Origin of the sequence: Streptomyces sp. NPDC006207 (assembly GCF_040613835.1) — a bacterium.
GTDB lineage: Bacteria > Actinomycetota > Actinomycetes > Streptomycetales > Streptomycetaceae > Actinacidiphila.
The window spans coordinates 44,608-55,974 of the sequence record NZ_JBEXSX010000006.1; the positions used below are offsets into that span (position 1 = coordinate 44,608).

Genomic DNA, 11,367 nt, shown 5'->3' on the forward strand with positions numbered 1-11,367 from the left:
GGGGCCCCCTGTCCTGCCCTTTCCCGTCCTTCGCCCGCGCCGGTCCGGCGTGGAGCGGCACCCCGGTGAGCGGGACTCACCGACTGCACCACTTCTGGAGCCACAGGTGCGCACAGCACTCCTGCCCGCAGCACTCGCCACCGCCGCACTCGGTGTGTCCGCCGTCTCCTGCGCGGACGCGCCCCGCCCCGGTGGCACGGCCGCCGAGGCCCCCGCGGAGGACCTGCGGGTGGGGGCCGTCTGCTCCTCGCACTTCGCCTTCGCCACCGACGTCTCGTGCGGGCTGGTGGACCTCGGCGACGTCCGCTTCCACTGCACCGGTGAGCACGACGGCCCCTGTCCCCGGACCCGTTCCGTGACGTTCGAGAACATCGGCAGCACCTCGGTGCGGCTCGTGGCGGTCAGCGGGTCGGCGCCGGGGGAGCGGCACGAGGCCGTGTCCCGGGCGCTGCCGACCGGGGCGCGGGCGGTCGTGGCGCCGCGCGACGGTGACCGGTACCTCTACGACGTCCTCCTGCGCGCGAAGACCGGCTCGGCGGCGGTGGGGGTCGTCGCCGTCTCCTGACGTCACCCGGTGGGACCCGCGGCAAGAGCGAGATGGCGGTGTGGTTAACATATGAGCACCGCCTAGCTCGAAAGATAAGCCTGTGACTGTCAACGAGGACTCGTTCACCGACTGGAAGCACCGCGAGGAGATCGCGGAATCGATGATTCCGATCATCGGGAAGCTGCACAGGGAGCGGGACGTGACCGTCCTGCTGCACAGCCGCTCCTTGGTGAACAAGTCGGTGATCAGCATCCTCAAGGCCCACCGCTTCGTCCGGCAGATCGCCGGCGAGGAGCTCTCGGTCACCGAGACGCTGCCGTTCCTGCACGCACTCACCACGCTCGACCTCGGCCCGTCCCAGATCGACCTCGGCATGCTCGCCGCGACGTACCGGGCCGACGACCGCGGGCTGTCGGTGGCCGAGTTCACCGCGGCGGCCGTCGCGGGCGCCACGGGTGCCAACAAGATCGAGCGGCGTGAGCCGCGCGACGTCGTCCTCTACGGCTTCGGCCGCATCGGCCGCCTCCTCGCCCGGCTGCTGATCGAGAAGGCCGGTTCCGGCAACGGCCTGCGGCTGCGCGCCATCGTCGTCCGCAAGGGGGCCGGACGGGCCGGCGAAGACCTCGTCAAGCGCGCCTCGCTGCTGCGCCGCGACTCCATCCACGGCCAGTTCCAGGGCACGATCACCGTCGACGAGGCGAACAGCACGATCGTCGCCAACGGCAACGCCATCAAGGTGATCCACGCCGACGACCCGACGTCGCTGGACTACACCGCGTACGGCATCAAGGACGCCATCCTCATCGACAACACCGGCAAGTGGCGTGACCGCGAAGGCCTTTCGCAGCACCTGCGCCCCGGCGTCGACAAGGTCGTCCTGACCGCGCCGGGCAAGGGCGACGTCCCCAACGTCGTCCACGGCGTCAACCACGACATGATCAAGCCGGACGAGCGGATCCTGTCCTGCGCCTCCTGCACCACCAACGCGATCGTGCCCCCGCTGAAAGCGATGGCGGACGAGTACGGCGTCCTGCGCGGCCACGTCGAGACGGTCCACTCGTTCACCAACGACCAGAACCTGCTGGACAACTACCACAGCTCCGACCGCCGCGGCCGTTCGGCGCCGCTCAACATGGTCATCACCGAGACCGGTGCCGCCTCGGCCGTCGCCAAGGCGCTGCCCGACCTCAAGGCCAGGATCACCGGCAGCTCCATCCGCGTGCCGGTGCCGGACGTCTCGATCGCGATCCTCAGCCTGCAGCTCGCCAGGGAGACCACCCGTGAGGAGGTCCTCGACCACCTCCGCGAGGTGTCGCTGACCTCGCCGCTCAAGCGCCAGATCGACTACATCAGCGCCCCCGACGCCGTCTCCAGCGACTTCATCGGCTCGCGGCACGCCTCGATCGTCGACGCCGGCGCCACCAAGGTCGACGGCGACAACGCCATCCTCTACCTCTGGTACGACAACGAGTTCGGCTACTCGTGCCAGGTCATCCGTGTCGTGCAGCACGTGTCCGAGGTCGAGTACCCGACCTACCCGGCCCCGCAGGCCTGAGGGTCCGGCGCACCGACGCACCGGTGCGTGGGTGCGCCGGTGCGGCAGGGCGTCCCCCGGCCGGAAACCGGTTGCCCGCACCGGCGGGCGGCCCGCAGCATGGGCCGCATGAGAGCGATGCCGATGCCGGTGGGCGGGTACTGAGTGGCCGTGCACGAAGAAGAGCGCCTGGTCCTGCGCGGCCCGGGGGGACTGCCGGAACTGACGTACGTCGAGGGGGTCCGGGACGGCCGGCCGTGGGCCGACCTCGCGGAGGCGGTGGGACCGGACCCCGTACCGGCCGTGCTCGCGGGCATGCCGGGGTGGGCCGTGTCGGGTTCCGTCGAACTCGGGGAGCAGCTCGTCCGGCACGGTGCCCGGGTCCTCCGGCACGCGCACACGATGGAGCGCGACCTCGTCGCCGACCCCCCGCCGCGCGAGTGGGCCCCGGCGCCCCTGCCGGACGGACTGCGCGCCGTACCCTGCGACCGGGAGGCACACGAGCTGTTCCCCGCGTGGCGTGCCGCCTTCGGGCCGGGCCATCCCGACCACCATCAAGGAAGTGACGAGGAGGCCCTCGAAGCCCAGCTGGCTCCGGTGCTGTCGGGCGCCGTGCTCGGGCCGGTCCTGCCGTGCAGCACCCTGGCCGTCGACGGCGACGGCCACGTCGTCGCGGGGGTCGTGGTGACGGACCGGGACGGCCTCCCGTGGGTCGCGACGGTCTTCCGGCAGCGGGACCCCCGCCACGCCGGCCTCGGTTCCCGGCTGCTGCGCCGGGCGCTGGCGGACGCGGCGGCCGGCGGTCTCCCGAGGATCGCCCTGGCGGTGAGCGACGGCAATCCCGCTCGCCGGCGGTACGAGCAGCTCGGGTTCGCCGTCACCGCCACCTCGCTCACCGTCCTCGTCCCCTGAGCGGTGCCGGGCGGTGGGGGTGCGGCGTGTGCCGCCGCCGTGCTTCAACCGCCGTTAGTGAAGCGCCCGTTCAGCAGGGTGAGGCGGCGCTCGTACGCCCCTTCCGGCAGCCGGCCGCTGCGCATGAGGGTGACCAGGCCGTGCAGGGACGCCCAGTACGTCTCGGTGAGGAGGTCCGGCGCGTCGCCGGCGCCCGCGACCGGCTCCACGGCCCGCAGCAGTTCGCCGAACGCCTCGCGCAGGGCCGCCGGGGCCTCGGGCGTGGCGAACGGCAGGCCGACGTGGTGGGTGAACATCGCGTCGTAGAGGGCCGGCCGCCGCCGCGCGAACGCGGTGTACGCCTCGCCCACCGCGGCGAGGGTCTCCCGCGGACCCGCCACCGCGGTGCGCGCCTCCCGCAGTTCGGCGGCCAGCTCCGCGAACCCCTGCACCGCTACGGCGGCCATGATCGCGTCCTTGCCCTTGAAGTGGCTGTACAGGACGGGCTGGCTGTACTCGATCTCGGCGGCCAGCCGCCGCGTGGTGACGGCGTCCCAGCCCTCGGCCTCGGCCAGTTCCCGCGCGGCCGTGATGATCAGCTGCTCGCGCTCGGCTCGCTCGCGCTCCCGGCGCGTCCGGATCGTCATGCAAAAATTCTAGCACTGCTAGACCTTCTGTCGACGCTCTGCTAGCTTCGCTCTTGTCCCTAGCGCTGCTAGCAAGGAGATGTGGACGTGACCACCACCGTGTACACCCTGGCCGTCGTGCTCGACCTCCTGGTGCTCTTCATCGGAGTCCGGTTCCTGCTCCAGCCCCGCCCCGCGGCCGCCGGCTACGGCGTGCCCGCCGACGGGGACGGGACCGCCGCCTACCTCACCGTCAAGGGCCTGCGGGACACCACCTTCGGGGTGATGGGCCTGGCCCTGCTCGCCTTCGCCGGTGCCCGCGCGGAGGCCTGGTTCATGCTGGTCGTGGCGCTCGTCCCGCTCGGCGACACCTTGGTGGTCCTGCGGCACGGAGGCACCAAGGCGGTGGCCTTCGGCATCCACTTCGCCACCGCGGTCGTCGTCCTCGTCAGCGCCGCCCTGCTCTTCGCCGTGTGACCCGGCAGTTCCCGAAGACCCGTCACCACCCGGACAAGGAGTTCGCCATGTCATTGATCGTGCCCGACTTCGACGCCTCCGTGATCGTCCGCTCCACCGAGGCCGAGGTCATCGGCCGCGCCCCCACCACCGTCCGGCTGCTGGCCGACAGCAGTGCGACGGGAGGCGCGCTCTCCACCCAGCGCGTGACCCTGACCGGGGGCGCCGACGGCGCCCGCCCGCACCGGCACGACCGGTCGGCCGAGATGTTCTACATGCTCGACGGCGAGGCCCGGTTCCTGTCCGGGGACGAGGTCGTCACCGCAGGCGCCGGCGACCTGGTCGTCGTCCCGCCCGGCCGCCCGCACGCCTTCGCCGCGGCGCCCGGGTGCGACGCCGACATGCTCATCGTCATCACCCCGGGCGTCGAACGCTTCGAGTACTTCCGCCACTTGCAGCGCATCGCCCTGGGCGAGGTCACCCCGGAGAGCCTGCTGGAGGTGCAGGAACGGTACGACACCTACTTCCTGCGCAACGCGGCCTGGGACGACCGGCGCTGAGCCGGGGCGCCGGTCCGGCTCGGCGCCGGCCGGGGGCCGCGGTACGGACGAGGCGGGCACCGCAGCCCGCCAGGACCACGGTGACCACGACCGTTCCGCCCGCGCCACCGGCCTGCGAGGTGCCGAAGCCGTGCGCCGCCGTGACGACGCCGGCGAGGAGGAGGACGCCTCCGAGCAGGTGCCGCCATGCGAGGACCGTGTTCACCTTCCCTCCTCCCGATGGGCCGGAAGCGACCCCTCGACCGACTCGCCTGCCGTGCGGCGGTCTCGACGCGCAACCGGTCTGAGGTGACCTGAGGTTCCGCGGCACCGCACCCACCCCGCCCCCGGCGGGCGGGCATCGGGCTGCGATCATCCTCGGGTGCGGCAGATCGACGAATTGACCGACGTGGACACCCCGGCGTGGCCGGAGCTGGAGGCCGGGCTCACCGGTGGCCCCGTGGCCGCCCGGGTGCTGCCCGGCGATCGTGCCGAAGGGATGCGGTGCCTGCTGCAGTTGCAGGTCACCGCGCGTTCGGCGCTGGGTGCCCTGGTGCTGAACACCGGCGGGGTGCTGCTGGACGACGGGTGGGTACGGGTGTTCGGCGGCGGCCCGGCCGCCGGCGGAGGCCTGCCGAGCCTGGGGCAGGTCAACCGCTTCCCGGCGGTCCTCGACCCGGCCTGGCATCCCGGCACCGGTCTCGTCGTCGGCCACGACGCGGTGGGCGGGGTCTTCGCGCTCAACGGCCATGCTCCCGCGGCCGTGGGCCGGCCGGGAATGCCGGGCCAGATGACCTACTTCGCGCCCGACACCCTCGCCTGGGAGGCGATGGAGATGGACTACTCCGGTTGGGTCGCCTGGCTGCTGTCGGGACGGCTGGAGACGTTCTACGACGGGCTGCGCTGGCCGGGCTGGCGCGAGGAGGCAACTGCCCTCACGCCCTCGCAGGGGATCGCGGTGTACCCGTTCCTGTGGTCCGAGGAGGCCCACGCCGATCTCGCGGCGACCACCCGGCAGGCGGTTCCGATGAGCCAAGTCCTCGCGTTCGCCGCCGACTTCGCCCGGCGGACGGGCCCGGCGGACCCGGGGTTCCTCGGCGAGGTGTGAGTCCCCCGGCGGTTGCGGCCGCAGGTCACCGCGGGTGCGCGGGTGAAGTACCTTAAGCAAGGTCTGGTTTGGCTCGCGGGATCGAGGTCGTACGACGTGCTGGTGGCGGATCGGTATCGCTTGGACGCGCCCATCGGCCGCGGTGGCATGGGCGAGGTGTGGCGGGCGACCGACGAGGTGCTGGGACGTCCCGTCGCCGTGAAGCTCCTGCTGGGCGACGGTTCCGACGCCTCGGCGGCCGCGCGGTTCCGGCTGGAGGCGCAGACGGCGGCGCGCCTGGGTCACCCGCACGTCGTGGCGGTCTTCGACTTCGGTTCCTGGGACGGGCGGTTCTTCCTCGTCATGGAACTGGTCGAGGGCGACAGCCTGGGCCAGCTGCTGGAGGCAGGGCACGTGCTCGGCGCCGATCACGTCGCGGTCGTCGCCGCGCAGGCGGCCGCGGGCCTGGCGGCCGCCCACCAGCAGGGCATCGTCCACCGCGACATCAAGCCCGGCAACCTGATGCTCGACGCCGCCGGATCGCTCAAGATCGGTGACTTCGGGATCGCCCGGTTCGTCGACGATCCGGCCGCCGCGCTCACCATGACCGGACAGATCGTCGGCACCAGCCTCTACCTCGCCCCCGAGCGGGCACTGGGCCGGACCGCGGGGCCGGCCTCCGACGTCTACGCGCTCGGGTGCGTCCTGTACCAGCTGCTGACGGGCCGTACGCCGTTCCAGGGCGACAGCGCCACGGCCCTGCTCTACCAGCACATCGACAGCGCCCCCGTGCCGCCCTCCCAGCTCGGCGCCGATCTGCCCGCCGCCTTCGAGGGGTACCTGCTCGGGCTCCTCGCCAAGCAGCCGGAGGACCGGCCCTCGGCCCAGGACGTGGCCGACTGGTTCCGCACCGACGCGTGGCGCGCGCACCCGGCGTCCCTGCCCGCCACCGTGCCGTCGCACGGCGCCCCGAACGTCGCGGGCCACGAGGCCGGTACCGCGCCGCAGGTGCGGCCGACGGCGACACGCTCCGCGCGGCCGGGGCCGGCGTCGAGGCGGCGGGCGGCTCCGGCGCAGCGACGCAGCCCCGGCGAGTTCATCCGCTACCGGCCCCGCGTCGCGAGCGCCATCGCCGGGGCGGTGGCCTTCGCGGTGGCGGTGCTCCTCGGCATGCTCCTGTTCTCACCGGAAAGCAGCTCCGCGAAGACCCCCACCACCGGTCCCAGCGCGACGCCGACCCAGGGGACCGGGCCCGCGCCCGGCGCCGGCGCACCGTCCGCCGGCCAGGACGACGACCAGGGCGACGACGACTCGGACGACGAGGACTGAGCCGGGGGACGGGGCGGCGGACCGGGCGGGCCGGTCAGCCCACGCCTCCCGCGCCCGGTGCGACCGCACCGGCGGCGACCAGTCCGATGATCAGTACGCCGAGGAGCACGCGGTAGACCACGAACGGCGTGAAGCTGTGCGTGGAGACGTACTTGAGGAACCAGGCGATGGCCGCGTAGCCCACGACGAAGGCGATCCCGGTGGCGAGCAGCGTCGGCCCCCAGGCGGGGGCGGCGCCGTCGCCGATCTTGAACAGCTCCAGGGTGCCGGACGCGAGCACCGCGGGGATGGCCAGCAGGAACGAGTAACGGGCCGCTGCCTCACGGCTGTAGCCGAGGAAGAGGCCCGCGCTGATGGTGCCGCCGGAGCGGGAGACGCCGGGGATGAGGGCGAGGGACTGGGCGAAGCCGTAGCCGAGGGCGTGGGGGAGCGTCAGCTCGGTGATGGGCTTGGCGTTGCGGATCGCCCGGCTGCGGTCGGCCACGGCGAGGACCAGCCCGAAGAGGATCAGCACGGTGCCGGTGATCCGCAGATCGCGCAGTGACGTCTCGATGCTGTGCTGGAACACCGCGCCGAGGACCGCGATGGGGATCGTCCCGATGATGACGAACCAGCCCATGCGGGCGTTCGGGTCCTTGCGCCGGTCGGGCACGAAGAGGGACGTCGTCCAGGCCTTGACGATCGAGACGATGTCGCGGCGGAAGTAGATCAGCACGGCCGTCTCGGTGCCCAGTTGCGTCACGGCCGTGAAGGCGGACCCCGGGTCCTCCCAGCCGGCCAGGGCGGAGAACACGCGCAGGTGCGCGCTGGAGGACACGGGCAGGAACTCGGTGAGCCCCTGCAGCAGGCCGAGGACGGCGGCTTCGAACCAGGACATCGGGGGGTGACTCCGCGGATGGTCGGGGCGGCGGCCCGGCGGCGGCGCCGCTCGGGGAGGTGCGCGACATGAGGTCGTACGGTGGCAGTGGCCGCAGACGGGCGGGCTGCGGCCCGCGGTGGATCGGGCCGTGCCGCCGGCCGCCGGCCCCTGCGGGCCACCCGCAGAACTACCACGTCAGGTAAAGAAGTTCCCAAGAGTCCTGATGGCCGAGCGGTCTCCGGCCGGCCGTGAGGGGAGAGGGCGGGCGGTGACCAGGGGTCCGTCCGCCGACCGTGGCCTTTGCGCTTCCTTTACCATGGGGGAAACCCGTCGTACCGAGCACGAAGAAGGAGCCGCGGTTCCCGCGATGGACCATCCCCCGAGTACCGACCGTGTCATACCCCGAGAGGCCCGCCGAGGCGTGGAAATGGGGGTGACACGGTGACCGAAGTGCTGCTCCTGCTGCTGGCCCTGCTGCTGACCCTGGCCTGTGCGGTGTTCGTCGCGGCGGAGTTCTCCCTGACCACGGTGGAGCGCGGTGAGCTGGAACGTTCCGCCGCTGCCGGTGAGCGCGGCGCGGACGGCGCCCTCAAGGCCGTGCGGCGGTTGACGCTGCAGCTGTCCGGCGCGCAGCTGGGCATCACGGTGACCTCACTGGTCATCGGCATGCTCGCCGAACCGTCCCTGGCGGCGCTGCTGAGCGGCCCGATCGAGGCCGCCGGCCTGCCCGAGGGCGCCGCGTCCATGACGGCGACCGTCCTGGGTGTCGTCGTCTCGACCGTGGTGCTGATGGTGATCGGCGAGCTGGTGCCCAAGAACTGGGCGATCTCCAGCCCGCTGGCCGTCGCGAAGGCGGTGGCCGGGCCGCAGCGCGGCTTCACCGCGGCCTTCTCGCCGTTGATCAACCACCTCAACGACGCTGCGAACCGCCTGGTGCGCCGGTTCGGCCTGGAACCGGCGGAGGAACTGGCCTCCGCCCGCACACCGGACGAGCTGCGGGCCCTGGCCCGCCACTCCGCCGCCGTGGGCGTCCTGGAGCCCGACTCCGCCGAGCTCTTCGTCCGCACGCTCCACCTGAGCGAGCTGACCGCGGAGAACGTCATGACCCCGCGCGTGGACGTACGGGCGCTGGAGGCCCACGCGAGCGCCGCCGACGCCGCCGCCCTTTCGCTGTCCACCGGGCTGTCCCGCTTCCCCGTGTACAGGGACGGCCTCGACGAGGTCATCGGCACCGTCCACATCCGTGACGTCCTGGCCCTTCCGGCCGCGGAACGCGCCACCACACCCGTGAGCGCCCTGGCCACCGCGCCGCTGCTCGTGCCCGACAGCCTGCCCGTGAACCGGCTGCTGGACCGGATGCGCAGCCGCCGCACCATGGCCGTCGTCATCGACGAGTACGGCGGCACGGCCGGTGTCGTCACCGTCGAGGACGTCGTGGAGGAGGTCGTCGGCGACGTGCGCGACGAGCACGACCCCCAGCAGCGGCCCGACCTCGCCCCCGCCGGCGACGGGTCCTGGGAGGCCGACGGCAACGTCCGCATGGACCAGCTCGCCGGCATCGGCCTGACCGCGTCCGAGGGCCCGTACGAGACCGTCGCCGGGCTGCTGGCCGCCACCCTCGGCAGGATCCCCGCGCGGGGCGACGCCGCCGAGGGCGACGGCTGGCGCTTCACCGTGCTCAGCGTCGACCACCACGTCGCCGAGCGGGTCCGTGTCGCACGCATCGCGGAGGACGCCCGATGACCGCGCTGCAGCTCGCCGTCGGCGCCCTCACGCTGCTGACGAACGCCTTCTTCGTGGGCGGCGAATTCGCCCTGATCTCCGTACGGCGCAGCCAGATCGAGCCGCGCGCGCAAGGGGGCGACAAGCGCGCCCGCACCGTGCTGTGGGGTCTGGAACACCTGTCCGCCCTGCTGGCCACCGCGCAGCTGGGCATCACCGTCTCCTCGCTGGTGCTGGGCGCGGTCGCGGAGCCCGCCATCGCGCACCTGCTGGAGCCGGGCTTCGAGGCCGCGCACGTCCCGCACGCGCTGGTGCACCCGATCTCGTTCGTGATCGCCCTGACCGCGGCCACCTACCTGCACATGCTGGTCGGCGAGATGGTGCCCAAGAATATCGCGCTCGCCGCGCCCGAGCGCGCCGCGCTGCTGCTCGGCCCGCCGCTGGTGAACGTCACCCGCGCGCTGCGCCCGGTGGTCTTCGGCATCAACGCCTTCGCCAACGCCCTGCTGCGGCTGCTGCGCGTCGAGCCGAAGAACGAGGTCGCGGCCGTCTTCACCGACGACGAACTGGCCCGCCTGGTCCAGGACTCCAGCGCCGCCGGCCTGCTCGACGTCACGGGCGGCGAGCGCCTGCGCGACGCCCTGGAGCTCGGCAGCCGTCCGGTGGGGGAGATCCTCGTACCGGCCGGCCGCATGGTCACCGTCGGCGAGCGGGTCACCCCGGACGAGCTGGAGCGGACCGCCGCCGCGTCCGGCTACTCCCGTCTGCCGGTCACCGGCGCCGACGGCGGCGTCCTCGGTTACCTCCACATCAAGGACACCCTCGGCGCTGCCGGGCGCGACCGTCCCTTCCCCCCGGGCGCCTTCCACCCCGTCATCCGGCTCCGCCCCACCACCCCGCTGGACGACACGCTCACCGCCCTGCGGGCCGCGGGCACCCACCTCGCCGCGGTCACCGGGGACGACGGCACGCTGCTCGGCTACGTCACGATGGAGGACGTCCTCGAGGAGCTCGTCGGACCGGCCACGGCGGTCGAGGAGGCGGCCTGAGCCGCTACCCGGCGGCGTCGGGCCGGGAACGTTCCGCGGGCGGCGCGGCGATCTCCGGCGCGTACAGGGTCGCCAGCGGTTCCGGGCCGGCGTACCGCCGGCACGGACACCGCCGGTCCTCGGCCTCGTCCTTGTCGCCGGCCTCGTCCTTGCGGCCGGACGGTGCCGGGACGGAGGCGTAGCACAGGCCCTCGCGCGCGTCGTGGTAGGCGAGGTGGTGCCCGCAACCGCACACCGGCTGCGGTCCGTTCAGCTCCTGCTGCCGGGCCTCGCGCCGCTCGGTCGCGGCTTTCCTCAGCCGGTCGTAGGCACCTCCGGTGACATAACCGCCCGCGAGGATGACCAGCGCGATCTCGAACCCCGTCACGGCTCCCCCTGCCCCTCACCCGGCGGTCCGTACAGGGCGATGTTCGCACGCCCGTCAAGCACGCGTCCGCGGCCGCGCGCTCGACGGCCGGCGGAGGCTCAGCGCCCCGTGCCGTCCACCTCGTCGGTCCTGCGGGTCACGTCCCCGGGGGCCGCCCGGATGACGCGCGGGGCGGGTCCGTCGGCGGACGGGTCGTCGTCCGCTTTCATGGCCGCGGCCTCGCTCTTGAGGATGCGGGTGGCCTTCCCGGCGGAGCGCACGAGGCCGGGGAGCTTCCTGATGCCGATCAGGACGATGACCACGATGAGCAGCAGGGCGAGCTCGCTGAGGCCGAACATCGTGCCGGTTCCCTCCGATGGGA

At 73.1% G+C, this 11,367-nt stretch carries 13 protein-coding genes; 9 read left to right on the top strand and 4 right to left on the bottom strand.

Features of this window, described 5'->3' with window-relative positions:
• Nucleotides 1-106: 106 nt before the first annotated feature.
• From ABZ312_RS06270 to ABZ312_RS06280, 3 genes are all read left to right on the top strand, one after another.
• Nucleotides 107-565 carry a hypothetical protein gene (locus tag ABZ312_RS06270; protein ID WP_500436613.1) on the top strand — a complete coding sequence of 153 codons (459 nt, stop codon included), beginning with the start codon at nucleotides 107-109 and terminating at the stop codon, nucleotides 563-565.
• An 82-nt stretch (nucleotides 566-647) separates the two neighbouring features.
• The gene (locus tag ABZ312_RS06275; RefSeq protein WP_500325188.1) at nucleotides 648-2,102 is read left to right on the top strand and encodes a glyceraldehyde-3-phosphate dehydrogenase; all 1,455 of its coding nucleotides are present in this window, start codon (nucleotides 648-650) and stop codon (nucleotides 2,100-2,102) included.
• Between the two features lie 150 nt (nucleotides 2,103-2,252).
• Nucleotides 2,253-2,993, top strand: a complete 741-nt coding sequence (locus ABZ312_RS06280) for a GNAT family N-acetyltransferase (protein ID WP_500436615.1) — start codon at nucleotides 2,253-2,255, stop codon at nucleotides 2,991-2,993.
• Nucleotides 2,994-3,037: 44 nt separating this feature from the next.
• Here the strand turns inward: ABZ312_RS06280 and ABZ312_RS06285 are convergent, their stop codons facing one another.
• Nucleotides 3,038-3,619 carry a TetR/AcrR family transcriptional regulator gene (locus tag ABZ312_RS06285; protein ID WP_500436617.1) on the bottom strand — a complete coding sequence of 194 codons (582 nt, stop codon included), beginning with the start codon at nucleotides 3,617-3,619 and terminating at the stop codon, nucleotides 3,038-3,040.
• A gap of 87 nt (nucleotides 3,620-3,706) precedes the next feature.
• Here ABZ312_RS06285 and ABZ312_RS06290 point away from each other — a divergent pair, with 87 nt between their 5' ends.
• The 4 genes from ABZ312_RS06290 (at nucleotide 3,707) to ABZ312_RS06305 (ending at nucleotide 7,009) form a co-directional block, all read left to right on the top strand.
• Nucleotides 3,707-4,075 carry a DUF4267 domain-containing protein gene (locus ABZ312_RS06290; protein ID WP_500436619.1) on the top strand — a complete coding sequence of 123 codons (369 nt, stop codon included), beginning with the start codon at nucleotides 3,707-3,709 and terminating at the stop codon, nucleotides 4,073-4,075.
• A gap of 47 nt (nucleotides 4,076-4,122) precedes the next feature.
• Entirely contained in the window at nucleotides 4,123-4,614 is a 492-nt protein-coding gene (locus ABZ312_RS06295; RefSeq protein WP_500325181.1) for a cupin domain-containing protein, read from the top strand.
• A gap of 361 nt (nucleotides 4,615-4,975) precedes the next feature.
• The gene (locus tag ABZ312_RS06300; protein WP_500325179.1) at nucleotides 4,976-5,701 is read left to right on the top strand and encodes a DUF2625 family protein; all 726 of its coding nucleotides are present in this window, start codon (nucleotides 4,976-4,978) and stop codon (nucleotides 5,699-5,701) included.
• A gap of 102 nt (nucleotides 5,702-5,803) precedes the next feature.
• The gene (locus ABZ312_RS06305; protein WP_500436620.1) at nucleotides 5,804-7,009 is read left to right on the top strand and encodes a serine/threonine-protein kinase; all 1,206 of its coding nucleotides are present in this window, start codon (nucleotides 5,804-5,806) and stop codon (nucleotides 7,007-7,009) included.
• A gap of 34 nt (nucleotides 7,010-7,043) precedes the next feature.
• On the opposite strand, the gene ABZ312_RS06310 is transcribed toward ABZ312_RS06305, so the two are convergent.
• On the bottom strand, nucleotides 7,044-7,886 hold the full coding sequence (locus ABZ312_RS06310) for an undecaprenyl-diphosphate phosphatase (protein ID WP_500325176.1): 843 nt from the start codon (nucleotides 7,884-7,886) through the stop codon (nucleotides 7,044-7,046).
• 423 nt (nucleotides 7,887-8,309) lie between these two features.
• Between ABZ312_RS06310 and ABZ312_RS06315 the strand changes: the two genes are divergently transcribed.
• Together ABZ312_RS06315 and ABZ312_RS06320 are read left to right on the top strand one after the other, a co-directional pair.
• Complete coding sequence (locus ABZ312_RS06315; protein ID WP_500436622.1) at nucleotides 8,310-9,611, top strand: hemolysin family protein; 1,302 nt, start codon at nucleotides 8,310-8,312, stop codon at nucleotides 9,609-9,611.
• Nucleotides 9,608-10,639 carry a hemolysin family protein gene (locus ABZ312_RS06320; protein WP_500325172.1) on the top strand — a complete coding sequence of 344 codons (1,032 nt, stop codon included), beginning with the start codon at nucleotides 9,608-9,610 and terminating at the stop codon, nucleotides 10,637-10,639. Before ABZ312_RS06315 ends, ABZ312_RS06320 begins: the two co-directional genes overlap by 4 nt.
• 4 nt (nucleotides 10,640-10,643) lie before the next feature.
• Here ABZ312_RS06320 and ABZ312_RS06325 read toward each other — a convergent pair whose 3' ends face one another.
• On the bottom strand, nucleotides 10,644-11,006 hold the full coding sequence (locus tag ABZ312_RS06325; RefSeq protein ID WP_500325170.1) for a hypothetical protein: 363 nt from the start codon (nucleotides 11,004-11,006) through the stop codon (nucleotides 10,644-10,646).
• A gap of 98 nt (nucleotides 11,007-11,104) precedes the next feature.
• Nucleotides 11,105-11,344: a Sec-independent protein translocase family protein gene (locus ABZ312_RS06330; protein ID WP_499510525.1), complete on the bottom strand. Its 240-nt coding sequence runs from the start codon at nucleotides 11,342-11,344 to the stop codon at nucleotides 11,105-11,107.
• Nucleotides 11,345-11,367: the final 23 nt, after the last annotated feature.